Raw genomic sequence first — 25,519 nt, 5'->3', positions numbered from 1 at the left:
ATCGCTTGAGTGAAACACGAGGGAGGCTCGACATGATTTCGGCGAACCGTCGAACGTTGCTGCGCGTCACTGGCTTTGCCGCTTTGGCTACAGCGCTGGGGACCTTTGCGTCGCCAGCCGATGCGCAGGAGAAGATCCGGATCGGCTATGCCATCTCCAAGACCGGTCCCTATGCCGGCGGCGCCGGCATCACCACCCTGCCCAATTACGAGCTGTGGGTGAAGGACGTGAACGCCGCCGGCGGCATCAAGCTCGGCGACAAGAAACTGCCGATCGAGATCGTCGAATACGACGACCGCAGCAGCTCGGAGGAAGCCGTCAAGGCGATCGAGCGCCTCGCCAACCAGGACAAGGTCGATTTCATCCTGCCGCCCTGGAGCACGGGCCTCAACCTTGCGGTCGGGCCTACGCTGAACCGTCTCGGCTATCCCCACCTCGCGGTGACCTCGGTAACCGACAAGGCGCCGGACCTTGCAAAGCGCTGGTCGAACGCGACGTTCTGGCTCGGCACCTCCGCGCAGATCTCCGAAGCGCTGGCCGATCTGATGGGCAAGCTGAAGAGCGAGGGCAAGATCGGTCCGAACATCGCGATGGTCAGCATTGCCGATCAGTTCGGCATCGAGCTCTCCGCCGCGGGGCGCGAAGCCTTCAAGAAGCACGGCTTTACACTGACCTATGACAAGACCTATCCGATGGGCGCGCAGGATCTTCAGCCGCTGCTGAAGGATGCGATCGCCTCCAACCCGGATGCGTTCATCGCCTTCAGCTATCCGCCGGATACGATCGCGCTGACCGAGCAGGCGCAGCTGCTCAAGTTCAACCCAAAGATCTTCTATGTCGGCGTCGGCACCGCCTTCCCGCTCTACAAGGGCAAGTTCGGCGCGGGCAGCGACGGCGTGATGGGGATCGGCGGCTGGAACGCGGACTCGCCGCAGCTGAAGGACTATCTCGCGCGCCACAAGGCGGCGACCGGCAAGGAGCCGGATCGCTGGGCGAGCTCGATCACCTATGCAAGCCTCCAGGTGCTCCAGCAGGCCATCGAGAAGGTCGGCAAGCTCGATCGCGCCGCGGTCGCCGCCGAAATCCGTTCCGGCACGTTCGACACCATCATCGGCAAGATCAAGCTGAAGGACGGGCTGCTCCAGGAGGTCTGGAGCGTCGGCCAGTGGCAGAACGGCGAGTTCTACGCCCTCGCCCCCGCCTCGCTTCCAGGCGCCCGTGCGCCGGTCGTGCCTAAAGCGCAGTGGCAATAACGCTGGCTGGCAGGTCTCGCCTGGTGAGGCCTGCCATCCGTCCGCTCTAAGGGACTCCGTTTGATGCTGCTTGTCGACATCATCCTGCCGGGCCTCGTGCTCGGCGGCATGTACGCGCTGATCGCGCTTGGGCTGACGCTGCAATATGGCGTGGCGCGGATCATGAACCTGTCCTATGGCGAGTCGCTGGTTGCGGCCGCGTTCGGCGCGTTCTCGCTTTACAGCGGTCTCGGCCTCAGCCCGCTCGCCGCGCTGTTGCTGGCGGTCCCGGTGGCAATGCTGCTGAACTGGCTGCTCTATCGCTTCCTGCTCGAACGGCTGATGCGGCGGGGCAAGGACCGCGGCGCGCAGGAGATCGACAGCATCCTCGTCACCTTCGGCATCCTGTTCGTGATCCAGGGCGCCATGCTGGTCGCTTTCGGCGGCCAGTATTACAGCTACAGCTATCTTTCCATTCCCGTCGTCGTGCTGGGATCGACGCTCGCCGTCAATCGGCTTGTCGCGCTGCTGTTCGCAGCCCTGGTGGGGGGCGCAGTTTATCTGGCCCTGACGCGGACGCGGATCGGCACCGCCGTCCGCGCCATCGCGGTGGATGCCAATGCCGCGCGCCCTGTCGGGATCGATGTGGCCGCGCTATCGGGCCTGGCGTTTGCCTTCGGTGGTGGCCTCGTCGCCGTCGGCGGCGTGCTTGTCAGCATGTTTCTGACCTTCAATGCCGCGATGGGCGTGGTCTTCACCATGAAGGCGCTGGTCGTCGTCATCATGGGCGGCGTCGGCAATGTGATGGGCGCGCTGGTTGCGGGCCTGCTGCTCGGCGTCGTCGAGACGGCCGTAGCGCGGCTGGTCGATCCCGGCCTGACGCTGGCTGCGACCTACGCGCTATTTCTCGGCGTGCTCCTGATCAAGCCCACCGGCCTGTTCGGGAGAGCCGCGCCATGACCGCGGCCATGCGCGCATTGTTGTGGTGTGCCGGCGCTGCGCTGGCTGCGGCGATCGTCGCCTATCCGCTGTATGCCAACGGCTACCATCTCGCGCTCGGCATCAGCGTTCTCTATTTCACGATCCTGGCGACCGCCTGGGCGATGTTCTCGGGGCCGACGCGCTACATTTCGCTGGCAACGGTCGCCTTCTTCGGCCTCGGCGCCTACACCGCCGCGGCTCTTGGCGAGACCATGCCCTGGCCGGTCGTGCTGCTGGCCGCGGCCGGCGTCGGCGCACTCACCGCCGCTATCACCGGGCTTTCGACGCTGCGGCTGTCCGGCATCTATTTCGTGATCTTCTCGTTCGGGCTCGCCGAGCTGATCCGGCAGCTCGTGATCTGGTACGAAGTCAACATCCACAAATCGGTCGGCCGCTATCTCTTCAGCGCGGTGACGCAGGACATTCTCTACTGGCAGCTCCTTGCCCTTGCCGCGCTGGTCTTCCTGACTGGCTGGCTGCTCGGGCGCTCGCGCTACGGGCTCGCGCTGCGTGCCATCGGCGCCGATGAGACCGCGGCCAGCCATTCCGGCATCGATGCGACGCGGGTCAAGCTCGGCGTGTTCATTCTTAGCGCGACCTTCATGGCGGTGACGGGCGCGGTGATGGCGCCGCGCTGGACCTATATCGATCCGGCGATCGCCTTCAATCCGACGATCTCGTTCCAGGTCGTGATCATGGCCTTGCTGGGCGGCGCCGGCTCCTTGTTCGGTCCCGTGCTGGGGGTCATTCCACTTGTGCTGCTGTTCGAGGTCCTGACTGCGACGCTGCCCAACCATTTCAGCATCGTGCTCGGCATCATCTTCATCCTCATCGTCATGGTGCTGCCGAATGGCGTGATCGGACTGATCGGGACGGCGCGACGTCACATTCCCGCAGGGAGCGCCGCCACGATCCGCAAGGTGGACACGCCGCTCCTCGCCGCCGAAGGCGTCAGCAAGTTGTTCAGCGGGCTCCGCGCGGTCGATGGCGTGAGTTTTGCGGTCACGCCGGGCGAGATCCTCGGCATCATCGGCCCCAACGGCTCCGGCAAGACGACATTGCTGAACACGCTGTCCGGCGCCCTGGCGCCGTCGTCGGGCACGATCCGGCTCGGCGATACCGTCCTCAACGGCCTCCGCCCCTACCAGATCGCGCGCCTTGGCCTGGCGCGGACCTTCCAGCTGGTGCGAGTGATGCCGGATTTGACGGTCGCCGAGAATGTCGCGGCGGCGCGGCTGTTCCGGGGTGCGCCTGCCTCGATGCCTGGTTCTGCCGAGTCTGCCGGCGATTTACTCGATCTCGTTGGCCTCGGCGCCATGCAGGAGGCGCCGGCGGGCGATCTGACCTATATCGACCAGAAGCGGCTCGAGCTGGCGCGCGCGCTGGCGCTTGAGCCGCGCCTCGTGCTGCTCGACGAATGGCTGGCGGGGCTCAATCCCAGCGAGCTAGAGACCGGCATTGCGTTGATCGCGACCCTGCGCGACCGCGGCCTCACCATCATCATGGTCGAGCATGTCATGGACGCAATCCGCGCACTGTGCGGCCATTGCATCGTGATGAACGCCGGCAGCGTGATCGCCCGCGGTGCGCCGGACGAGGTATTGGCCGATCCGAAGGTCATCGCCGCCTATCTCGGAGGCGACGATGCTTGAGGTCGCCGCCCTCTCCCACTTCTACGGCAAGCACCAGGCGCTGGCTGAAATCGCGCTCGGCATCAAGCAGGGCGAGATCGTCGCGATCCTCGGCGCCAACGGCGCCGGCAAGTCGACCCTGCTCAAGAGCATCGCTGGTCTCGTCAGGCCCGCGCCGGGTGCGCGCATCACGTTCGAAGGACAAAGCATCGGCGAGCTGCCGCCCCATCTGATCGTGGAACGCGGCATCGCCCTGGTGCCGGAAGGACGGGGCGTGTTCGGCGATCTCACCGTTGCCGAGAATTTGCAGCTCGGCGCCTATCCCGCCCGGGCGCGCGCGGGCGAAGCGAACCGGCTCGCAAAAATCCTGCAACTGTTCCCGCGCCTTGCTGAGCGCATGAGTCAGGCCGTCCGCACCATGAGCGGCGGCGAGCAGCAGATGGTCGCGATTGGCCGCGCGCTGATGTCGAACCCGCTGCTGCTCCTGCTCGACGAGCCCTCGCTCGGCCTGTCGCCTCTGCTCAGCCGCGAAGTGTTTCGTGCGCTGACCCAGATCCGCAGCAGTGGCGTCGGCGTGCTGCTGGTCGAGCAAAATGCGCGCGCCAGCCTCGACATCGCCGACCGTGTCTATCTGATCGAGTCCGGCCGCAATGCCGGCAGCGGACCAGCCGATGCGATGAAGAACGACCCCGAGATCCAGCGCGCTTATCTCGGCAAGGCGCGCAAAGCCTCACCTCCACCAACGTCCCCCTCGCATTCCAAGGAGAGCCCCATGAACGCCATCGACCTTCTCATCGGCGGCAAGGACCAGTCGGCCAGCAACCAGCGCACCTTCCAGCGCCACAACCCGATCTCCGGTGAGGTGGCGACCATCGTCGCCGCGGCCTCGATCGACGATGCGATGCGCGCTGCCGACGCAGCGGCCGCCGCCTTTCCGGCCTGGTCGCAGCTCGGCCCGTCCGAGCGCCGCAAGCGGCTCAGCGCCGCCGCCGACATCCTCGCGCGCCGCGCGCCGGAGTTCACTGCGCTGATGGTCGCCGAGACCGGCGCCACGGCCGGCTGGGCTGGCTTCAACGTGCATCTTGCCGAAGGCATGCTGCGTGAAGCCGCCGCCATGACCACGCAGATTTCCGGCGAGGTCATTCCGACCGACAAGCCCGACAATCTCGCCATGGCGTTCCGCCAGCCGGTCGGTGTCGTGCTCGGCATCGCGCCGTGGAACGCGCCGGTGATCCTGGGCGTGCGCTCGGTTGCGATGCCGCTGGCCTGCGGCAACACGGTGGTGCTGAAAGCCTCCGAGATGAGCCCGGGCGTGCACCGGCTGATCGGAAGCTGCCTGACGGAAGCTGGCCTCGGCGATGGCGTCGTCAACGTCGTGACCAATGCTCCCGAGGATGCACAGGCCGTGGTCGAGGCGCTGATCGCCCATCCCGCCATTCGCCGCGTCAACTTCACCGGCTCGACCCGGGTCGGCCGCCTCATTGCGCTGGCCTGCGCAAAACACCTCAAGCGCGCGCTGCTGGAGCTCGGCGGCAAGGCGCCGCTCGTCATCCTCGACGACGCCGATCTCGACGCCGCCGTGAATGCGGCTGCCTTCGGCGCCTTCATGAACCAGGGCCAGATCTGCATGTCGACGGAGCGGATCGTGGTGGATGACAAGGTTGCCGACGCCTTCATCGAAAAGTTCGCCGCCAAGGCGAAGGGCCTTCCCTTCGGTGATCCCCGCAAGGGCAATGTCGTGCTGGGATCGCTGGTCAGCGGCGCGGCCTGCGACCGCGTCAGGGGTCTGATCGACGATGCCGTCGCCAAGGGAGCCGTGCTCGCGGCGGGCGGCCACGGCAGCGGCACCATCATGCCGGCCACGATCGTCGACCACGTCACGCCGGCGATGCGCATCTATGGCGAGGAGAGCTTTGGCCCGGTCGTAACCGTGGTTCGTGTCAGTGGTGTCGACGAGGCCGTGCGCGTCGCCAACGACACCGAATATGGACTCTCCTCCGCCGTGTTCGGCCGCGATATCGCGCGCGCCCTCGGCGTTGCCAAGCGGATCGAGGCCGGCATCTGCCACGTCAACGCGCCGACCGTGCATGACGAGCCGCAGATGCCGTTCGGCGGCACCAAGGCCTCAGGCTACGGCCGCTTCGGCGGCAAGGCCGCGATCGACGAGTTCACCGAGCTGCGCTGGATCACCGTGCAGACCGGGCCAAGGCACTATCCGTTCTGAGCGTGGGTGATCGCATCTGATCATTCACAAGAGGTCGTCATGCCCGGGACAAGCCCGGCCATGACGATGTGGAGACTGCCGTGAACCTCATATGCGACTGCGCTGCGTTCTGAGCGGGATCGGATGGGAAACGCCGCCCCCCTGCTATAGACTCGATCCCGAGTCAGCTTGGGAGGTATGGAATGGCGGAGCCCGGCTTCGGTCGGTTCATGAAGGACCACCGGGAGTTTTTCAACGCGCTGGCCGCGGATGGCTGGCGCGCCGTCCCCGGCTATGTCGGTGTCGAGGAGAAGATCCTGTCCGGCCGCTTCGATCATCCGAACAAGACGGGCGCGGTGACGCGGCTGTCGCGCTGGGCGGCGGGCGCGTCCGTGGAGCATCCGGTCTCGCACGATTGGTGTGAGGAGGTGTTTCTGGTTTCGGGCACGCTGTCGATCGGCACTGTGTCGGAGGAGACGCAGCTGCTGGAGGCCGGCACCTATGCCGTGCGGCCGGCCCATGTCGAGCATGGGCCGTTCTTTACCCGCGATGGCTGCCTGATGATCGAGTTTCTCTACTATCCGCCCGCGGTCTAGCAGTCGGCCCGATAATCGAACGCGTCAGCGATGCCGCAGCCGGCGGTTGACCCGGCGCGCGAGATAATCGCCCGCGCTCTGCACGAGCTGCACCAACGCGATCAGCACAACGACGACGGCGAGCATCATCTCCGGCATGAAGCGCTGGTAGCCGTAGCGGATGCCGAGATCGCCAAGTCCGCCGCCGCCGACCGCGCCGACCATGGCGGAGTAGCCGAGCAGGCTGACCACAGCCAGGGTCAGCGCCAGCAGCAGGCCCGGCAGCGCTTCGGGGATCAGCACCTTGAACACGATCTGCAGCGGCGATGCGCCGAACGAGGCTGCGGTCTCGATCAGGCCGCCATCGACCTCGCGGATCGCGCCTTCCACGAGGCGCGCGATGAACGGCGCCGAGGCAATCGTCAGCGGCACGATGGCCGCGGTCGAGCCGATCGAGGTGCCGGCAACGAGGCGTGTGAACGGGATGATGGCGACGACCAGGATGATGAAGGGCGTCGAGCGCGTGGCATTGACGATGATGCCCAGCACGCGGTTGACGAGCGGGGCGGCGAACAGCTCGCCTTTCCGGCTGGTCGCGAGAAACACGCCGAGCGGCAGGCCGAAGACGGTGCCGAGCAGCGCCGCGATGCCGACCATGTACAGGCTTTCGAAGGTGGCCTGGAGGATCAGGTTGAGGAGTTCAGGCGACATAGCCGAGACGCTCCGCTGCGAATTGGTGTTGAGAGAGCCAGGCGAGCGTCCGCGTCACCGCGTCCTCGCTGCCGGGAATTCCTAATGTCAGCGCGCCCACATGCTGGCCGCCGATCTCGTCGATGCGGGCCGAGAGCAGCGCGACGTCGAGACCGAGCTCGCGCAAGCCGCGCCACCAGCGTGTCGCCGGCCCCTGCCCCGCGCACCTGGACGCGGATCACAGCCTGCCCGCCGGCAGACGGCTCAGCCACGATCCGGCTCGCCAGCGAGACCGGCAGGCTGTCGCCGATCACCTCGGCCAAGAAGGACTGCGTGATCGGATGTTTGGGATGGGTGAAGATGTCGGCGACATGGCCGCGCTCGACGACATGGCCGGCATCGAGCACCACGACTTCCTTGGCGAGCTGGCGCACCACCGACATCTCGTGAGTGATGAGCACGATGGTCACGCCCAGCTCGCGGTTGATGTTCGCAAGCAGGTCGAGGATCGCGCGCGTGGTCTGCGGATCGAGCGCCGAGGTCGCCTCGTCCGACAAGAGCACGCTCGGCCGCGTCGCCAGCGCGCGGGCGATGCCGACGCGCTGCTTCTGGCCGCCGGAAAGCTCTGACGGATAGCGGTCGTGCTTGTCGGCGATGCCGACGAGGGCAAGCAATTCAGTGACGCGGGCCTTGATGTCGGCCTTGGCCCAGCCGGCGATCTCGAGCGGCAGCGCGATGTTGTCGGCCGCGGTGCGCGAGGACAGCAGGTTGAAGTGCTGGAAGATCATGCCGATCGAGCGCTGCGCCAGCCGCAGCTCGCGGCCGGCCAGCGCGGAGATATCGCGGCCGTCCACGATCACGCGGCCCGTGGTCGGCTTCTCCAGCCCGTTGATCAACCGGACCAGGCTCGACTTGCCCGCACCGGAGCGGCCGATCACGCCGGTGATGGAGCCGCGCGGGATCGCGAAATCGATGTTCTGCAGCGCGTTGACGCCGGGCTTGCCGCGATAGGCCGGATAGGTCTTCGAGATGCCTTCGAAGCGGACCATCGCGTCCGGCTCGGCGGCGGATGAAATCGCTTCAGGCGGCGCGATCGGTTGTCCGATCGCAAGCGATTGGTGGGCGTTCATGGAAGCGGCCTTCATGCACAATAATTCGCTTGCCCGCATGCCGTTCAGATGTGCGGCAAGCCGGATCTCAGCGAGCGACGAGAAATGGAACCGCGAGCGAGCGCTGGGATGGAACGCGCTGCGCCGCAGCACGCACCATCGCCCGTTCGCCTCCTGCTTGCAATGTCAGATATTTGCGGGGAATTGGAGGAAGTTTTCCAAAACCCTCCCCGGAGGAGAAAATTCATCTGCCGGGGCCGCGGCCTCCAGCCCGGCTCGTCAGACCTGCAACCACGGCAGCACGATCAGCAGGAGGCCTGCGAAATAGAGCAGCCCGAAGATCAGGCCAAAGCCCCAGAACTGGCCCTTCCCGATATAGCCGCTGCCGAAATACATCGGCGCCGGCCCGGTCGCATAAGGCGAGATCACGCCCATCAGGCCGAGCGAATACATGCAGAGCATGGCGAGCGTCACGACCGGCAGGCCGGGAATGCCGGAGCCGACCGCGAGCACCACCGGCAGCACGGCCGCCGCATGCGAGGTGATGCTCGAGAAGAAATAGTGGATCCAGAAGAACAGCGCGACCAGCAGGAGCATTGCGGTCGACGGCGAGAGCCCGGCGAGCGGTTTTGCGTATTCGGTCGCGAACCATTTTATGAAGCCGATCTCGTTGAGCCCCGAGGCGAGCGTCAAGAGCGAGGTGAAGTAGAAAAACACCTCCCAGGCGCTCTTCTCGCTGACGATGTCGGCAAACTCGATCACGCCCGTCACCAGCATCAGGGAGATCACGATGAACACGACGGTGGTGGCGTTGACGAAATTCGAGCCGATCCCGGGAACGTGGATGTCGGGGCTCGAGCCTGCGATCCACAGGAACATCGCGAGCACGATCAGCGCCAGCATGATCCATTCGTTGCGCGACATCGGGCCCATCTCGGCGATCTCCTTCGCCGCCCATTCGGAAATCTCCGGGCTGCGCTTCACTTCGGGACGGCACACCACGTAGCTGAGCAGCGGCACCACGATCATCAGCAGGAGGCCGAGCGGCGCAAAGCCCATGAACCACTGCGCCCAGCTCACCTCGACCCCGGCGGTTTTCCTGGCGATGGCGAGCGCGGCCGCATTGGGCGCGAGCGCGGTGAAGAACAGCGAGCTGGTGATCGCGGTTGCCGCGAACGCGGTCCACATCACATAGGTGCCGATCTTGCCGGCGGTCGGCCCGGGCTCGGAGCCATAGATGCGCGGGATGTTGCTGATGATGGGATAGACGATGCCGCCGCTGCGCGCGGTATTCGACGGCGTCGCCGGCGCGAGCAGGAAGTCCGACATCGCGACCGCGTAGCCGAGGCCCAGCGTGTTGCGGCCGAGCTTCTGCACCAGCACCAGCGCGATGCGCCGGCCGAGCTGGCTCTTGCGATAGCCGATCGAGAATACGAAGGCGCCGACGATCAGCCACACCGTGCTCTCGGCGAAGCCCGCCAGCATCCAGCGCAGCGACTTGCCGGGATCGGGATCGATATAGCCTGCAACGCCTGCCACCGTGAGACCGATGAAGCCGACTGCGCCGACCGGCATCGATTCCAGGATGAGCCCGGTGATCACAGCCGCGAACACGGCGAAATAATGCCACTGATTGGCGTTGAGCCCTGGCGGCACCGGCCACAGATAGATCGCCAGCCACACCGCCAGCGGCGCGACCAGCCTCCAGCGAAACCCTTTTGCCTCAGGCGCCTGCGAACCAGCGGCCATGGGCCCTCCCCTCGATTGTCGTTGCATCGTGCAGCCCGTTGGCCGGGCCTGCTTTTGTCCCAGTTCGGCGTATACGGACTGTCCGCCACGCTAGCAATGGCCTGGCTTGGTTCTACCGCCCCTTGAACCGCGGCTTGCGCCGCGTCAGGAACGCCTCGACGCCCTCCCTGTGGTCCTCGCTGAGGCTTGCCAGTGCGAACTGGTCGACGTCCATGTGGCTGGCGAGGTCGTCAAGCGCATGCGCGAGCCGGTTGACCGTCAGCTTTGTCATCGCGACCGAGAGCGGCGGCTGCGCGGCGACCTTGCGGGCGAGCTCCATGGCGGCGTCGAACGCATGGCCGGGATCGACCACCTGCTCCACCAGGCCCCATTCATAGGCCTCATCCGCGCTGATGCGCTCATCTGCCAAAATCACCGCCTGCTTGGTACGGGCCGGGCCCATGAGATGCAGCATGCGCGGGATGCTCTGCCAGCTCATGTTCATGCCGAGCCCGATCTCGGGCACGCGCAGATGTGCATCACGGCCCATGATGCGGAAGTCGAGCGCTACGGCAAGCGCCACGCCGCCGCCGACACAGAAGCCCTCGATCGCCGCGATCGTGATCTGCTCCATCTCCTGCCAGGCATGGGTCAGGCGCGGCCCGAGCTTGAGGTGCCGGCGCAGCGTGCCGAGGTCCATGTCCTTGCGTGCGCGTCCTTCGGCGTCCTTCAGGTCGAAGCCCGCACTGAAGGCGCCCGTGCTGCCGGTCAGCACCACGACGGACGTCGCAGCATCGTCCTCGAAGCTGCGTGCGGCCGCGGTGAGCTGGCGCAGCGCCTCGGGCGAGAGCGCGTTGATGCCGTCGCTACGGTCGAATCGCACGACCGCGATCCGCCCCTCGGGGCCGAGGCCTTTCTCGATTTTCACGTAATTCGTCACCGGCGCCTCCAGTCTGCTTCCGGCGATGCTAGCCTACCTCGGGCCTCACGAATATGGGACCCGGCTGCACCGCAACGCATACTCGACAGGCGGGGACCATTGCGCCTATCCTTCGTCCCATGAGCCACGATCACGACCATCATCATCACCACGATCACGATCATTCGGAGCTGTCCGAGACCGAGCTGCGCGTGCGCGCGCTCGAGACGATCCTGACCGAAAAAGGCTATGTCGAGCCGGCTGCGCTCGATGCGATCATCCAGGCCTATGAGACCAAGATTGGCCCGCATAATGGCGCGCGCGTCGTCGCCAAGGCCTGGACCGATCCGGCGTTCAAGCAGGCGCTGCTGGAGGACGGTAGCAAGGCGATCGGCACGCTCGGCCATGTCAGCCGCGTCGGCGACCATCTCGTCGTGGTCGAGAACACGCCCGTGCGCCACAACATGGTCGTGTGCACGCTGTGCTCCTGCTACCCCTGGGAAATGCTGGGGCTGCCGCCGGTCTGGTACAAGGCCGCGCCCTATCGCTCGCGCGCGGTGAAGGATCCGCGCGGCGTGCTCGCCGATTTCGGTGTCAGCCTGCCGAAGGACATCGAGCTCCGTGTCTGGGACTCCACTGCCGAGACGCGCTTCCTGGTGCTGCCGATGCGCCCCGAAGGCACCGAAGGCTGGAGCGAGGAGCAGCTCGCCGAGCTCGTCACGCGCGACTCCATGATCGGCACCGGCTTTCCGGCCAAGCCTGGAGCGCCGTCGTGAACGGCGTCCACGACATGGGCGGCATGGACGGCTTCGGCAAGGTCGAGCCCGAGCCGAACGAGCCGATGTTTCATGAGGAGTGGGAGTCGCGCGTGCTGGCCATGGTGCGCGCGATGGGCGCGGCCGGCGCCTTCAACATCGACACCTCGCGCTTCTACCGCGAGACGCTGCCGCCGCATGTGTATCTGTCGAGCTCCTACTACAAGAAATGGTTCCTCGGGCTCGAGGAGATGCTGATCGAGAAGGGCTACCTCACGCGTGAGGAAGTCGCGGCCGGCCACGCCATGCAGCCCGGAAAGGCGCTCAAGCACGGCAAGTTCGATCTCGCCAATGTCGAGCGCGTGATGGTGCGCGGCAAGTTTGCCCGCCCTGCTCCGGCGCCGGCAAGATTCAAGATCGGCGATCGCGTCCGCGCCAAGAACATCCATCCGACCACGCACACACGGCTGCCGCGCTATGTCCGCGGCCATGTCGGTGTCGTCGAGCTCAACCACGGCTGCCACGTGTTTCCGGACTCGGCGGCGATGGAGCTCGGCGAGAATCCGCAATGGCTCTACACCGTGGTGTTCGAAGGCAGCGATCTCTGGGGCGAAGATGGCGATCCGACGCTGAAGGTCTCGATCGACGCGTTCGAGCCCTATCTGGACCCGGCTTGATGAGCAGCACGGCTGCCGCGGCCGCGACGGCGGCCATCCCGAGCATTCCGCGCGATGACGACGGCCCGGTGTTCCGCGCGCCCTGGGAGGCGCATGCCTTCGCGATGGCCTTGAGCCTGCACGAGCGCGGCGTGTTCACTTGGCCCGAATGGGCGGCGGCGCTGGCCGACGAGATCAAGCGCGCACAGGCCGCCGGCGATCCTGATACGGGCGAGACGTATTATTTGCACTGGCTCGCCACACTGGAAGGCCTCGTCGCGCGGAAAGGCGTCGCCTCGATGGAGACCCTGCACCGCTACCGCGACGCTTGGGACCATGCTGCGGATCGTACGCCGCATGGCAAGCCGATCGAGCTGCGGGACGAGGATTTTGCGGGGTAGTCTAGCGCCGCGTCGTGTTGCGGACGCTGTTGCTCCAACCAATACTGTCATTCCCCGCGAAGGCGGGGAATCCAGTACGCCGCGGTCCCTCGGCCCAAACACGGCCTCTGGGATACTGGATCACCCGCTTTCGCGGGTGATGACACCGAAAATGTGGGCTCAGCGCCCCGCCACGAACTCCCGCCACCCCTTCGCCCGCAGGCTGCACGCCGGACACTCGCCACAGCCGTAGCCCCAGTCGTGCTGCGCGCCGCGTTCGCCGAGATAGCAGGTGTGGGACTGCTCGCGGATGAGGTCGACTAGCCCGTCGCCACCGAGATCATGCGCCAGCTTCCAGGTCGCGGCCTTGTCGATCCACATCAGTGGCGTGTGCAGCTCGAATTTGCGGGCCATGCCCAGAGACAGTGCGGCCTGCATGGCGCGGATGGTGTCGTCGCGGCAATCGGGATAGCCGGAATAGTCGGTCTCGCACATGCCGCCGACGATGTCCGTGATACCGCGCCGATAGGCCAGCGCTGCTGCAAAGGTCAGGAACACCAGGTTGCGGCCGGGCACGAACGTATTGGGCAGGCCGTCGGCGCCCATGGCGATCGCGACGTCGCGCGTCAGCGCCGTCTCGGACACGGCGGCCAGCGTCGGGATCGACAGCGTATGGCTCTCGCCGAGCCTTAGAGCCCAGTCCTCGCGCAGGCCCTTGATGCCGTCGAGCAGACGGTCGCGGCAGGCGAGCTCAATGGCATGGCGCTGGCCATACTCGAACCCCAGCGTCTCCACGCGCGCGAAGCGGCTCAGCGCCCAGGCGAGACAGGTGGTGGAATCCTGGCCGCCCGAAAACAGCACGAGCGCGGTTTGTGATGAAAATGCGTCACTCATGGCCCGCGCTTTAGCATTGCGGGCGCGGCCCGCCAATCGGTGGAAATCGGTCCGTTCCGCCGCGCCGCGCTGGGAACGGCGGCCCGCTTTTGGCATAAGTCTCTGGACCCAGGAGACGGCCCCGCAATGACCCCTTCCCGCGACATTTCCCGCCTGATCGAGATCATGGCGGCGCTGCGCACGCCGGTGACCGGCTGCCCCTGGGACCTCGAGCAGGACTTTTCGACGATCGCGCCCTACACGATCGAGGAGGCCTACGAGGTGGTCGATGCCATCACCCGCGGCGATCTCGACGATCTCAGAGAGGAGCTTGGCGATCTCCTGCTCCAGGTCGTGTTCCACGCCCAGATGGCGTCGGAGCAGAACGCCTTTGCGTTCGGTGATGTCGTTGAGGCCATCACGCGAAAGATGATCCGGCGCCATCCGCATGTCTTCGCCGACAAGGACGGCAATCTCGCCTCCCACCACGTCAAGGAAGTCTGGGACCGCATCAAGGCCGAGGAGAAGGCCGAGCGTGCCGCGCGCCGGCCGCCGGAGCAAATGCCCGCGCACAAATCGTTGCTGTCCGGCGTGAAGGCCGGCCAGCCGGCGCTGACGCGCGCGATGGAGCTGCAGCGCAAGGCTTCCACCGTCGGCTTCGACTGGAACGACCCGCGCGCGGTCCTGCAAAAGATCCGCGAGGAAGCCGACGAGATCGAGGCCGCGCTCGACCGCAACGACAGGCAGGAGATTGCCGAAGAGACCGGCGATTTGATGTTCGCCCTCGTCAACCTCGCCCGTCACGTCGATGCCGATCCGGAAGCCGCACTGCGCGCGACCAATGCGAAGTTCGAGCGGCGCTTTGCGTTCATCGAGCGTACGCTGGAGGCGCAGGGCCGCACGCTGGACCAGGCGTCGCTGGAAGAGATGGACGCGCTGTGGAATGCAGCGAAGGTCGTGGAGAAACCGGAGACTCGCCAGGAGGCTCGCCGCTAGCCTTACGGCATTGCCCTGATGTGGCATCGGCGGGCTGACGTGATTTCCGGATAGGTCAGCAGTTTTTCCTGAATGCGGCCGAGACGATGAAGCCATGAAACCGTCACGACCCGCAGTCTAAAGTTGAATAACGAAGCCCGCGCAGCCGAAACACAGGTGAGTGCGATGCCACTGAAGCACTATTCGGTCCTCAAGGGACGCCCGATCGCGATGCGTTTCGGCACTGGCCAATCGCCGCACTATCAAGTCCATATCGTGGCCGACAACGCGGATTTCCGCATCGCCGTCAATGTGCAGTCGGCCGACGGCAGCGAAGTCGAGTTCCTGGTGCGATCGCGCTTTGTCCATCCGATCACGGACCAGCTCGCGGCGCTGCCGCCGGGACTGCACGCGCAACCGCCGAGACCGGGCGGTCTCGCGCTCGACTTCATTCGTGGAAATCTGATGCAGCCGCAGGAGATGGTGCCGCTCCCGCTGTCCTTGCCCGGACCGGACAATGACCTCAACGAGAAACTCGACCAGTTCGTCCAGCGTGCTCTCTCGAACGAAAACGCGATGATGTACGCGTTCGGCGAGACATGGGGACCCGAGCCGAAAGCGGACAATTATTTCGGTTTCCGCCCCGGACGCGGCATTCACGATATCCATATGAATCAGGGAAATCCGAGCGGAAAATTCTCCGGCGACAACGGACCGTGGCAGGACGGAGGGCTGGTGTTCGAATTCCCGGATCAGAACCTATGGACCGCGATCTTCCTCAAATTCCAGACGCAGGCCTGGCACACCGACGACAAGACCGGTGATCCCATCGATCTCGGCGGCGGCACGCCGACACCGCGGCCGGATCCGACGATCCCTCCGACCGGGCAGATGCCCGACGGCCTCGTGCGCATCATTGCGGCACTCGTCAACGCTGTGAAGACGCCCGAGCGGGAAGTCGTGACGCTGCTCAACACGGCCGATCGCGACATCGATCTCACCGGCTGGATGCTGGCCGACAAGCAGAAGAACAAGATGGTGCTGTCAGGGACGATCGCGGCCGGCGGCACGCTGGCCGTTGTCGTTCAGAAGCCGATGGAACTGTCGAACCAAGGCGGCATCATTTCGCTGCTGGACGATCATGGGATCAAGATCCACGGCGTCGCCTATACCAGGGCGCAAGCGAAAACTCCGGGCCTGACCATTCCGTTCTAGTGTCCTGAGTCACAAGGCTTACGCAGAAAGTCCGTAGCCCGGATGGAGCGAAGCGCAATCCGGGGCGCGTCGCGTTGTGACATCCCGGATTTCGCTTCGCTCCATCCGGGCTACAAAGTGGGGCTGGATTACGCCGACAGACGCGGCACGGCGTCGAACCTGTTCACCACGATATCCCGCTTGGTCTCGTCGACCCGCACGGTCATGTCGAAGCGGCCGTCGTGCAGCTCTTTCGCCAGCACCTCGGAATTGCGATGCAGCCAGCTGATGCCGGCGCCGTCGGCGGCGTCGATGGAGAGATCGAGCGTGGTGCGCTTGGCCGCTAACCGCTCTTCGATCGCGGCGAGCAGTGCGTCGATCCCCTCGCCCGACACGGCGGAGACCAGCATCGCCGGATGATCCTCCGGCCTGCGCGCGGCGATGTTCAAGAGCTCTTCGCGCTGCTCGGGATCGTAACGATCGATCTTGTTCCAGACCTCGATGATGCGGCCAGAGTCATCGGGGTTGATGCCGAGCTGGCGCAGCACGGCGTCGACGTCGCTCTGCTGGGCCTCGGCGTCCTCATGCGAGATGTCACGGACGTGCAGGATGACGTCGGCCTCCAGCACCTCCTCCAGCGTGGCGCGGAAGGCGGCGACCAGCTGCGTCGGCAGGTTCGAGATGAAGCCGACGGTGTCGGACAGCATCGCCTTGCCGCCATGCGGCAGGTTGAGCGCGCGCAAGGTCGGGTCGAGCGTTGCGAACAGCATGTCGGCGGCCTGCACGTCGGCGCGGGTCAGGCGGTTGAACAGCGTCGACTTGCCGGCGTTGGTGTAGCCGACCAGCGCGACCACGCGGTACGGCACGCGCTGGCGGCCGGCGCGATGCAGCCGCCGCGTCGCCTGCACCTTCTTCAGCTCGCCCTCGAGCTTGGTGATGCGCTCCTGGATCAGGCGGCGGTCGGCCTCGATCTGGGTCTCGCCGGGACCGCCCATGAATCCGAAACCGCCGCGCTGGCGCTCCAGATGGGTCCAGGACCGCACCAGGCGCGAACGCTGGTAGTTGAGATGCGCCAGCTCGACCTGGAGCGAGCCCTCCTTGGTCTTGGCGCGGCGGCCGAAGATTTCGAGGATGAGGCCGGTGCGGTCGAGCACCTTGGCGTGCAATTCCTTTTCGAGATTGCGCTGCTGGATCGGCGCCAGCGCGCAATCCATCACCACGAGCTCGACGTCGAGGCTCTTGGCCAGCGCGGCGATCTCCTCGACCTTGCCCTTGCCGATATAGGTCGCGGGCCGGATCTGGCTGATCGGCGCGATGATGGCGTCGGCAATGACGAGGTCGATCGCGCGCGCGAGGCCAGCGGCTTCGTCGAGCCGGGCCTCGGCGTCACGCCGAACATGGCTCTCCGATTGCGCGTCGGCACTTCCCGCGCGCGCTCGCAAGTAGGGGCCGATGACAAGCACCCGCCCCGTCTGCTTAGCCCCAGCCGACCGCGGACGGTCGGCATCCCCGTCGAAATTCCGGGGTTCCAATCAGATCACTCTCAAGCCGGCTGATCCTCGCCGCCTTCGAACAACTGGATCGGAGCGCCCGGCATGATGGTCGAGATCGCATGCTTGTAGACGAGCTGCGAATGACCGTCGCGCCGAAGCAGCAAACAGAAATTGTCGAACCAGGTCACGATGCCCTGGAGCTTCACTCCGTTGACCAGAAAGATCGTCAGTGGCGTCTTGGTTTTGCGAACGTGATTAAGGAAGGTGTCCTGTAGGTTTTGTGCGCGGTCTGCCGCCATTGTTTTTTTCTCGCTTTGAGTTTCTTTTTATTGCGCCGGTTGCGCCCCGCTTTTCAAAATATGGGGTCTCATCCGGTTGCCGCTCCTCATGAGATCCCCCTCGGAGGAACAGCAGTTCGATTAGAGGGCAGGACGGGTTATTAGGCAAGCCGCTTCACACGGCAGACCACGTCCGTTTTCTCCGAAAAACTACGGAAATAGATGATTTTCCTCGCCAATCCCTAAAGGTGTGGCCGCAACGTCGCGGCGCCAGAGCCATTTCCGACGGTAACTGTACGGAGGCTCTGGATTCCCGCTTTTGACGCGTCCTCTGTATGCTGACCAGTATCCCGCATCGTCACCCGACCCCGAGCGCCTTCAACTTCCGGTGCAAGGCCGACCGTTCCATGCCAACGAACTCGGCCGTACGAGAAATATTTCCTGAAAAACGGCTGATCTGTGCAATCAAATAGTCGCGCTCGAACACTTCGCGCGCCTCGCGCAGCGGCAGGCCCATGATGTGCTCGCCATTGTTGCTGGTCGGCATCGCCGGCACCATCGAGCCGACGTCCTGCGGCAGCATGTCGGCGGTGATGATCACCTCCGGGCCGCCCGCTGCCAGAATCATGACCCTCTCAACGTTGTTGCGGAGCTGGCGCACATTGCCGGGCCAGACATGCGATTGCAGAACCGCCATCGCGTCCTGCCCGATCTGCCGCTTGGGCAGGCCACTGCCGGCCGAGATCTGCTCCATGAAATAGTCGATCAATTCCGGGATGTCCTCGCGCCGCTCCGACAGCGCGGGCACGCGGATCGGCACCACCGAGAGGCGATGATAGAGGTCCTCGCGGAAATGGCCGGCCGCGATCTCCTCCTCGAGATTGCGTGCAGTCGAGGAGATGATGCGCACGTCGACCTGCACCTTGGCGGTGCCGCCGACGCGCTGGAACGACTGCTCGACCAGGACGCGCAGGATCTTGTTCTGGGTCTCGCGCGGCATGTCCGCGATCTCGTCGATGAACAGCGTGCCGCCATGCGCCTCTTCCAGCGCGCCGGGCTTGCGCGGCTGCTCGCCATTGGACTGCTCGACGCCGAACAGCTCGTGCTCCATGCGCTCGGGCGTGATCGCGGCGGCGTTGATGACGACGAAGGGGCCGTCGGCGCGGCCCGAAGCCGTGTGCAGCGTGCGCGCGGTCAGCTCCTTGCCGGCACCGGCGGGGCCGACGATCAGGATGCGGCTATTGGCCTTGGCCGCGCGCTCGATGGTCTGGCGCAGCTGGTTCATGCTCGGCGAGCGGCCGACGAGCTGGCTTGCGCTCGGCGCCAGCTGCTTCAGCTCCTTGACCTCGCGCTTGAGCCGCGAGTTTTCCAACGCTCGGGTTGCGACCAGGATCAGCCGGTCGGCCTTGAACGGCTTCTCGATGAAGTCGTAGGCGCCGCGCTTGATCGCGGCGACCGCGGTCTCGATGTTGCCGTGGCCGGAAATCATCACGACCGGCAGATCGGCATTGTCCTTCTTGACCTGCTCCAGCAGCTGCAAGCCGTCGAGCTTGGAGCCCTGCAGCCAGATGTCGAGAAACACCAGATGCGGCCTGCGGTTGGCGATCTCGGCGAGTGCCGTATCGCTGTCGCGTGCAGTCCTTGTGACAAAGCCCTCGTCTTCGAGAATGCCCGCAACGAGATCCCGAATATCGGCCTCATCATCGACAATCAGAATTTCACTAGCCATGGGTCGCGCCTGTCTTCTCAGCTGCCTGTTGAGGCTTCGATTTTCGTTGAATCATTGGTCTTTTCTGCCGGCTCTTTGGTTTCGGCCGACGGTCGTTTTGTTTCTTGCGCCTGGTCCTTGACAGCGGCGCTGGCCGCGTCCTTGGCCGGCGGTGCTGCATCGGCTACCTCGGACTTCGCGGGCTGGCCGGAGATCGCAAAGCGCAGGCGCATCCAGGCGCCACGCTGGCCCTCGCGGAAGTCGGAGGCGTCCTTCAATTCGATGCGCCCGCCATGGTCCTCCAGCACGCGGCCGACGATGGCAAGGCCAAGCCCGGTGCCCTTGGCGCGCGTGGTCACGTAGGGTTCAAGCAGCCGCGAGCGCGCGACCTTGGGCAGGCCGATGCCGTTGTCGATGACGTCGATCAGCACGTCCGTGCCTTCGCGCGAGACCACGACGTCGATACGCCCCTTGCCGCCGTCCTTGCCGAGCTCCTCGGGCGGGACCTGCTCGATCGCCTCGGTGGCGTTCTTGACGATATTGGTGACCGCCTGCGAGATCAGCCGCCGGTCGAACTGGGCGCGCAGCGGGTCTTCCTTGAACTCGGCCTCGATATCGAGCTCGGGATGGGCGACCTTCATCAGGAACACGGCCTGCCGCACGGTGTCGGCGACGTCCTCGCCTTCCATCACCGGCTTCGGCATCCGCGCAAAGCGCGAGAACTCGTCGACCATGCGCCTGATGTCGTCGACCTGGCGCACGATGGTGTCGGTGCACTGGTCGAAGATCTGCTTGTCCTTGTCCTCGGTGATGGTCTTGCCGAACTTGCGGCGGATGCGCTCGGCCGACAGCTGGATCGGCGTCAGCGGGTTCTTGATCTCGTGGGCGATGCGGCGCGCCACGTCGCCCCAGGCTGAGGTGCGCTGCGCCGAGACCAGCTCGGTGATATCGTCGAGCGTGATGATGTAGCTGTCGTGCGGCTGGTTCTTCTCGGCGCTGACGCGGACCGACAGATTGCGCTCGGCGCCGTCGCGGGTGATCGTGATCTGGCCCTGCACCAGGCGCTGGGTCCCTTCCCGCGCCGTCTTCATCATCTCGTCGAGCTCGGGCAGCACGTCGGACAGCGGATGGCCGAGCGTCTCCGCTTCGGAGTGCCCGATCAGCTTTTCGGCGGAGCGGTTGAGGATGCCGACGCTACCCGAAGTATCGACGCCGATGATGCCGGCGCTCGCCGAGGACAGCACGGCCTCGATGAAGCGGCGGCGGCTGTCGATGAGATCGCTGGCGTTGACGAGCTCGTCGCGCTGGCTGCGCAATTCCTGCGTCATCTTGTTGAAGGTCTCGCCCAGCTGCGCGAGATCGCCCTCGGACTGGTGCACGGGCACCTGGACATGCAGATCGCCGGTCGAGACCGTGTGCGCCGCGTTCATCAGCCGCCGGATCGGCGAGACCAGCGAGTTGGCGAAGTTGAGGCCGATCAGCACCGAGGCCATCAAAATCGTCAGCGCGATCACTGCGAACATCAGCGCAAAGGCGACCTGGATGCCGAGCCGCCGTGACTCGATCTGGGCGTATTCGGCGACGCTGACCTCGGTCTGCTTGAGCTGGGCGACCACGTTGGGATCAAGCGGCCGCGCGACGTAGAGGAAGGTGTCGTTGAAGGCGCGCAGGCGGATCACCGCCGCGACGAAGCTCGCATCCGGTAGCACCGCGATTTCGGGCTCGGATTCGTTGACGTTGCTGAGGAAGTCCGGGGCCGGCGGCGAATAGGCCAGCCGCATGCCGGTGTCGGCGGATTCCAGGATGTTGGTGTTCTTGTCGATGATCATCGCGCCCGGCAGATTGCGGGAGCCGGCGCTCGCGGTCAGCAGCTCGCGGAACGAGCGGCGATCCTGGTCGTAGAGCGGCCTCGCATGGGCGATGTCGTTGGCCATGCCGAGAATGTCGCCGCGGATCAGTTGCGCGTGGTCCTGCATGTAGGCCCGCGCGATCGTCAGCGAATTCTGGATCACTTCCTTGGTTGGGCCCGAGAACAGCCGGTCGAGACCGCGCTCGATCGTGACGTTGGCGACGACGGCGACCAGCACCGCCGGCAGCACCGCCACGATCGAGAACAGGCTGACGATCTGGACATGAAGGCGCGCCGCCGCCCGTCCGCGGCGGCGGGCCAGGATCAGCTGCCAGAGTTCCCGAACGATGATGCCGACGAGGAGCAGGATGGTGGCGGCGTTGATCAGGTAGAACGAGCGGACCACCTCCGGCGTCGGCTCGATCTGGGTCAGGCCAGTCAGGACCAGGAACGTCAGGAGCGCCGACAGCAGCGCCATGGCCACGGCCAGCGGAGCCAGCCAGCGCCGCACCGACCAACGGCGCGGCTCTTCCGGTGGGGCCGTGTCGAAGTGTGCGGCCGAGGTATCTGCGCTGGTCATTCCGGCAATGGTGCTGAAAACGAGGGTCCGCGGCGGGCGGATACTGATGTATTCGTACCACATTGTTGCCGAATTGCGACAATTCCGCGGCGTCTGTCCCGCGGCGGACCGGCGCATCCACAGGCCTATGTCCGGCCGGCCGGAACGGATTGCCGCCCTTCCGGCTTGACCGGCATGGACAGGTTCTTTCTCGCAATGATGGTTTCGGCCGTACTGCTGCTGATCGTAGCTTCCGACCTGCTGGTCAATGGCCCGAGCAGACAGGACCAGACGGCGCAGATGGCCAACATGCAGCCGGTCGTGGCGCGCTTGATCAGATAGCGCCGACACTGCGCTCAGCGGTCGCATGACTATTCGAATGTTCCTGAGGAACATTCCAGCCCGGTCCGGACTTCTGCTCACCGCGTCAGCCACAACGGCCAACGCGATCCGGACAGGCTCAGCTCCGCTCTGGTAGGGGGCGCCGCCGCGCCAAATTACTGAAAATTTTACAAGCTATTCAATGCGTTACTTGCCGGCAAAATCGGCTGATACACAGCGTGATACACACTTTCGATCGCGCCTTTGTTCTCTCTGCGTTCGCATGCCTTAAGGGCGCCATGCCCGACGATCTCGCATTACGCAAAACGGTCATCGGAGGCGAAGGCGCCCCGGCGACTACACCGTGATTTGGGACGATCTGGCGATCGGCCGCATCCACAAAACCATCGCCGTCGGCGGACGCCTGGTCGTGGTCGTGCGCCCTGCCGAACGTACCCCAGCGAAGCGATCATCGTGGCCGCGCCATTAGCCTTGATGGGCGCGCCAAGGTGCAGTTCCGGACCGCATGGGCCGACCTGCAGTCCCAGATCAGCTATGCCCAGATCCGGGAAGCCCGCGCGATCGAGGCGGACCGCTCCCGGCCTTGGCACAAGCGCTGACGTCCCGATTTCGCAGTCCCGGCCTTCCGCGATGTGGGCGTACCCAGGGCAACCGTGATCCGGCGGGTACTGTCCTAATTAAAATGAAAGAGGCCGCCAACTGAGCGGCCTCTCGGCAAGCTGGCCGTCGCCAGCCCAAACACTGCAAAAGTTAAAGTCTCTCGACTAAAATCTCTCGCCTTGCGGCTCCATCGCTTGGGGTCCCGTTGGGGAACCCGCGCAACACCGTGTTTGGATCGATCCACATTTGCCTCGAACTCACGTTTGCCGGACGTGATAGCCGCGAGATGTGGTTATCCCTTCAAGCTTCGCTCACGACTGAACTCTGCCAAAAGGGTTATTCGGCTCAGGAAGAACCATCTTAAGCATGGCACCGCCTAATCTACCCCGGACCGATCCGGGCTGCACTGTAACGTAAGTAGGACACTTCGAAATTCAAGTTAGACACTAGGCGGACAGTACCATTCGGCGCCTGCGCCGGTCGAGGCGCGTTGGCACCGGCCTATCGCACGCCGGCAAAGCGCCTCGCGGATTTCTGTATGATTTCTGAAACTCGCGTGCGCGCTCTGTTCTCTACTCGCGCCCATCGGTAGCATTTCCGGCGCAGGTCGGCACATTCTCGCAGCTTTTACCCCGGACACGCAGGTCGAGCCCCGGGTAGCGGCAGGGAGGCCCTGACATGCCGCAGCTGCCTAAGCGGTACTATCTGGCAAGCTTGTGGGTGGAGCTCACCCGCCAATTGCACAGAACGCTCGCGCCGGACCAGCAATCCAGATTCGGTTCGCGAGCCGGCATTCTTCTGATCGACACCGCTGTCTTTGTCGCCACGATTGAGGGGCGCCCCATGACGGCGACCAGGCTATCCACCTCTATCGGGATTCCGCGCCCAACAGTCGACCGACACCTGCGCATCCTCTGCCGCAACGGCACAATCGAAAGAGCGGGCCAAGTCTACGTCACGTCGGCCAAACAATTGGATCGTATCGCCCGGCAGAACTATCGAACGCTCACTGCACGGGTGCGAACGACCAGCAAGAATCTGTCGCGCTAGATCTGGCAGTTTTGATTCAATCCGCCGTTGTTAACCTTTAACCGCCCCCCGCGTCCATTTTGGACGCCGACGCGTGCCCGCGCTGGCAAGCGCCACGTGTGCGTGCTTTCATTCTCCACATTCACGAGAACAAAAATGACATTGAAACGGGGAGGAAGACCAAGGATGGGGACTTCCAGAAATGCCACACGATCCGCGCAGCTATCCCGAAACCGAAGCCAGAATCATCGCCGAGAATGAGACCCACACACTCATCGCTCTACGCGCAGAGAAGGCTATCCTCAGACGCAATCTACCGTTGATCGCCGCGCTCGCGGTGCCACCCACTGCATCAGCATCCGCCGCGGCCGCGATCGCGATCGAGCGGCTGATCAGCTTCGTCGACGAGCTCGACGGCGATGCAGATCTCGAGGAGAGTGGCGATCTGGAAGAGGCCGGCGATGCCGAGCCTTGGCTTGGCGCCGCCAATGAGGGCGCGCAAGTTTGCTGGGCTAGAGGCCCACGCGATGATCGCGAGGACGAGCACGACGGGTGCGAGCCCGATGTCGACGACGAGCTCTCCGGCGATGAGGACGAACCCTCGCTCGGCAGCTTCGACCGCCTGACGAACCAGGATCACGGCTGGCGCCAGACGCAGGGGTGCAACTGGGTCGCCCACCAGAATTCCGACCTCGAGGCCGAGCCTCACGGCACGTGAGCTGGTTTTCGGATTCGCAAATGGCGGGCGCAGGACCTATCTGTCGATCATGTCGCCCGCGTTCGAGTTCTGCCTGCCAACGGCCGCCAAGGCCGTCCCTGATGGCCCCGACTGGTTCCATGAGATCAAGTACGACGGCTATCGCGTCCGTGTGGAGCGCAATGGCCGCACCGTCCGCCTGATCACCAGGAACGGGCATAACTGGACCGACCGCTTCCCGTGGATAGTCCAAGCCGCTCTGCGCAACCGCGAGCAGCAATTCGTCATCGATGGCGAGGCCGTGGTTCTCGGCGTCGACGGCATCTCCGACTTCGACGCGCTGCACTCGCGCCGCCACAACGAGGAGGTGCAGCTCTATGCCTTCGATCTCCTCGCGCTCGGGGGCGAGGATCTGCGCCAGCTGCCGCTGGAAATGCGCAAGACCAGCCTCGCCCGGCTCCTGCGCGGCCGTCCCGACGGCATGTTCATCGCGCCCTTCGAGAGCGGCGCGATCGGGCCTGACCTGTTTCGTGCTGCCTGCGACCTCCGCCTCGAGGGCCTCGTCTCGAAACGGCGCGATCGGCGATACAGCGGCGGCCGCTCGAAAGACTGGATCAAGGTCAAGAACCGCAAGCACCCGGCTTTCAGCCGCGTGGCAGACCAGTTCTGGTCAACGACTAGTTGAGGCTGTCACGGGGCTGCCGCAAAGTGAGGTGACTATCGCGACACATCGCAACCACCACGAGAATTCAGATGCCGCCGCTTGAGAAGCCTCGCCTCGCCGATCTTGCACCCTCTGGCCCTGAACTCACCGCGTACGATGAAGCCCACTGGGTAACGTATTTGCGATTGATGGACGCGGATGCCGAAGATGCCGACTGGCGCGAAGTTGTACGCATCGTGCTGCGCATCGATCCTGACGCCGAGCCAGATCGCTCACGGCGCGTCTTCGACAGTCATCTTGCTCGGGCGAGATGGATGTCAGATCACGGATACAAGCAGCTGCTTCGACGTGGATGGCCCTCGGGCGCGCGTTGAGTCATCTTAGGTTGACGAAAAAAGC

General features: G+C 64.9%; 23 protein-coding genes and 2 pseudogenes. 16 read left to right on the top strand and 9 right to left on the bottom strand.

The genetic code is table 11. The features are described from left to right. The first annotated feature begins 32 nt into the window (after positions 1 to 32). The 6 genes and pseudogenes from FOM02_RS27675 (at position 33) to FOM02_RS27650 (ending at position 6,643) form a co-directional block, all read left to right on the top strand. Positions 33 to 1,253, top strand: coding sequence for an amino acid ABC transporter substrate-binding protein (locus FOM02_RS27675; RefSeq protein ID WP_027558062.1), 1,221 nt, complete (start codon positions 33 to 35; stop codon positions 1,251 to 1,253). Between the two features lie 63 nt (positions 1,254 to 1,316). Then, entirely contained in the window at positions 1,317 to 2,192 is an 876-nt protein-coding gene (locus FOM02_RS27670; RefSeq protein WP_027558061.1) for a branched-chain amino acid ABC transporter permease, read from the top strand. After that, positions 2,189 to 3,865: an ABC transporter permease subunit gene (locus FOM02_RS27665; protein WP_027558060.1), complete on the top strand. Its 1,677-nt coding sequence runs from the start codon at positions 2,189 to 2,191 to the stop codon at positions 3,863 to 3,865. Before FOM02_RS27670 ends, FOM02_RS27665 begins: the two co-directional genes overlap by 4 nt. Then, positions 3,858 to 4,334: pseudogene (locus FOM02_RS27660) on the top strand (ABC transporter ATP-binding protein); the annotation flags it as partial. The gene FOM02_RS27665 and the pseudogene FOM02_RS27660, both read left to right, overlap by 8 nt. A gap of 282 nt (positions 4,335 to 4,616) precedes the next feature. Beyond that, positions 4,617 to 6,068 carry an aldehyde dehydrogenase gene (locus FOM02_RS27655; RefSeq protein WP_027558059.1) on the top strand — a complete coding sequence of 484 codons (1,452 nt, stop codon included), beginning with the start codon at positions 4,617 to 4,619 and terminating at the stop codon, positions 6,066 to 6,068. 182 nt (positions 6,069 to 6,250) lie between these two features. Next, positions 6,251 to 6,643: a cupin domain-containing protein gene (locus tag FOM02_RS27650; RefSeq protein WP_027558058.1), complete on the top strand. Its 393-nt coding sequence runs from the start codon at positions 6,251 to 6,253 to the stop codon at positions 6,641 to 6,643. A 24-nt stretch (positions 6,644 to 6,667) separates the two neighbouring features. Here FOM02_RS27650 and FOM02_RS27645 read toward each other — a convergent pair whose 3' ends face one another. From FOM02_RS27645 to FOM02_RS27630, 4 genes and pseudogenes are all read right to left on the bottom strand, one after another. Further along, the gene (locus FOM02_RS27645; protein ID WP_027558057.1) at positions 6,668 to 7,333 is read right to left on the bottom strand and encodes a methionine ABC transporter permease; all 666 of its coding nucleotides are present in this window, start codon (positions 7,331 to 7,333) and stop codon (positions 6,668 to 6,670) included. Next, positions 7,323 to 8,457, bottom strand: a pseudogene (locus FOM02_RS27640) (methionine ABC transporter ATP-binding protein). The gene FOM02_RS27645 and the pseudogene FOM02_RS27640 overlap by 11 nt, the downstream one beginning before the upstream one ends. A 243-nt stretch (positions 8,458 to 8,700) precedes the next feature. Beyond that, on the bottom strand, positions 8,701 to 10,170 hold the full coding sequence (locus FOM02_RS27635) for a DASS family sodium-coupled anion symporter (RefSeq protein ID WP_265440256.1): 1,470 nt from the start codon (positions 10,168 to 10,170) through the stop codon (positions 8,701 to 8,703). Positions 10,171 to 10,282: 112 nt separating this feature from the next. Continuing rightward, positions 10,283 to 11,089, bottom strand: a complete 807-nt coding sequence (locus tag FOM02_RS27630) for an enoyl-CoA hydratase/isomerase family protein (protein WP_027558054.1) — start codon at positions 11,087 to 11,089, stop codon at positions 10,283 to 10,285. 119 nt (positions 11,090 to 11,208) lie between these two features. On the opposite strand from FOM02_RS27630, the gene nthA reads away from it, so the two are divergent. Genes nthA through FOM02_RS27615 form a run of 3 tightly spaced genes read left to right on the top strand, consistent with a single transcriptional unit; the run spans position 11,209 to position 12,880 of the window. Beyond that, the gene (gene nthA, locus FOM02_RS27625) at positions 11,209 to 11,844 is read left to right on the top strand and encodes a nitrile hydratase subunit alpha (protein WP_027558053.1); all 636 of its coding nucleotides are present in this window, start codon (positions 11,209 to 11,211) and stop codon (positions 11,842 to 11,844) included. Continuing rightward, positions 11,841 to 12,500: a nitrile hydratase subunit beta gene (gene nthB, locus FOM02_RS27620; protein ID WP_027558052.1), complete on the top strand. Its 660-nt coding sequence runs from the start codon at positions 11,841 to 11,843 to the stop codon at positions 12,498 to 12,500. The genes nthA and nthB overlap by 4 nt, the downstream gene beginning before the upstream one ends. Beyond that, the gene (locus tag FOM02_RS27615; protein WP_027558051.1) at positions 12,500 to 12,880 is read left to right on the top strand and encodes a nitrile hydratase accessory protein; all 381 of its coding nucleotides are present in this window, start codon (positions 12,500 to 12,502) and stop codon (positions 12,878 to 12,880) included. The genes nthB and FOM02_RS27615 overlap by 1 nt, the downstream gene beginning before the upstream one ends. Before the next feature lie 159 nt (positions 12,881 to 13,039). Here FOM02_RS27615 and queC read toward each other — a convergent pair whose 3' ends face one another. Next, positions 13,040 to 13,753, bottom strand: a complete 714-nt coding sequence (queC, locus tag FOM02_RS27610; protein ID WP_027558050.1) for a 7-cyano-7-deazaguanine synthase QueC — start codon at positions 13,751 to 13,753, stop codon at positions 13,040 to 13,042. Positions 13,754 to 13,879: 126 nt separating this feature from the next. Between queC and mazG the strand changes: the two genes are divergently transcribed. Together mazG and FOM02_RS27600 are read left to right on the top strand one after the other, a co-directional pair. Continuing rightward, positions 13,880 to 14,728 (top strand): nucleoside triphosphate pyrophosphohydrolase, encoded by an 849-nt coding sequence (mazG, locus tag FOM02_RS27605; protein ID WP_027558049.1) that lies wholly within the window; start codon positions 13,880 to 13,882, stop codon positions 14,726 to 14,728. Positions 14,729 to 14,893: 165 nt separating this feature from the next. Beyond that, a complete protein-coding gene (locus tag FOM02_RS27600; RefSeq protein WP_027558048.1) occupies positions 14,894 to 15,922 on the top strand; it encodes a DUF2278 family protein in 1,029 nt (342 codons plus the stop codon). Between the two features lie 128 nt (positions 15,923 to 16,050). Here the strand turns inward: FOM02_RS27600 and hflX are convergent, their stop codons facing one another. The 4 genes from hflX to FOM02_RS27580 form a co-directional block, all read right to left on the bottom strand. Further along, positions 16,051 to 17,433, bottom strand: a complete 1,383-nt coding sequence (gene hflX, locus FOM02_RS27595; protein WP_027558047.1) for a GTPase HflX — start codon at positions 17,431 to 17,433, stop codon at positions 16,051 to 16,053. A gap of 11 nt (positions 17,434 to 17,444) precedes the next feature. Continuing rightward, a complete protein-coding gene (gene hfq, locus FOM02_RS27590) occupies positions 17,445 to 17,693 on the bottom strand; it encodes an RNA chaperone Hfq (protein ID WP_007591126.1) in 249 nt (82 codons plus the stop codon). Positions 17,694 to 18,030: 337 nt separating this feature from the next. Continuing rightward, on the bottom strand, positions 18,031 to 19,401 hold the full coding sequence (locus tag FOM02_RS27585) for a sigma-54-dependent transcriptional regulator (protein ID WP_027558046.1): 1,371 nt from the start codon (positions 19,399 to 19,401) through the stop codon (positions 18,031 to 18,033). A gap of 17 nt (positions 19,402 to 19,418) precedes the next feature. Continuing rightward, the gene (locus tag FOM02_RS27580; RefSeq protein WP_027558045.1) at positions 19,419 to 21,809 is read right to left on the bottom strand and encodes a sensor histidine kinase; all 2,391 of its coding nucleotides are present in this window, start codon (positions 21,807 to 21,809) and stop codon (positions 19,419 to 19,421) included. Positions 21,810 to 21,974: 165 nt separating this feature from the next. Here FOM02_RS27580 and FOM02_RS27575 point away from each other — a divergent pair, with 165 nt between their 5' ends. The 5 genes from FOM02_RS27575 (at position 21,975) to FOM02_RS27555 (ending at position 25,494) form a co-directional block, all read left to right on the top strand. Beyond that, complete coding sequence (locus FOM02_RS27575; RefSeq protein ID WP_156950860.1) at positions 21,975 to 22,130, top strand: hypothetical protein; 156 nt, start codon at positions 21,975 to 21,977, stop codon at positions 22,128 to 22,130. Positions 22,131 to 23,408: 1,278 nt separating this feature from the next. Then, entirely contained in the window at positions 23,409 to 23,780 is a 372-nt protein-coding gene (locus FOM02_RS27570; RefSeq protein ID WP_265440251.1) for a helix-turn-helix domain-containing protein, read from the top strand. Between the two features lie 181 nt (positions 23,781 to 23,961). Further along, positions 23,962 to 24,477: a hypothetical protein gene (locus tag FOM02_RS27565; RefSeq protein WP_265440249.1), complete on the top strand. Its 516-nt coding sequence runs from the start codon at positions 23,962 to 23,964 to the stop codon at positions 24,475 to 24,477. A gap of 49 nt (positions 24,478 to 24,526) precedes the next feature. Continuing rightward, complete coding sequence (locus FOM02_RS27560) at positions 24,527 to 25,141, top strand: RNA ligase family protein (protein WP_265440248.1); 615 nt, start codon at positions 24,527 to 24,529, stop codon at positions 25,139 to 25,141. Positions 25,142 to 25,203: 62 nt separating this feature from the next. Beyond that, on the top strand, positions 25,204 to 25,494 hold the full coding sequence (locus FOM02_RS27555) for a DNA -binding domain-containing protein (protein ID WP_265442207.1): 291 nt from the start codon (positions 25,204 to 25,206) through the stop codon (positions 25,492 to 25,494). The last annotated feature ends 25 nt before the right edge of the window (positions 25,495 to 25,519 follow it).

The sequence above is a fragment of the Bradyrhizobium sp. SEMIA genome, from assembly GCF_014844175.1.
In the GTDB taxonomy this organism is placed as follows: Bacteria; Pseudomonadota; Alphaproteobacteria; order Rhizobiales; family Xanthobacteraceae; genus Bradyrhizobium; species Bradyrhizobium arachidis.
The sequence above is the reverse complement of the archived record's forward strand: the minus strand, read 5'-3'. Positions and strand labels throughout refer to the sequence as shown.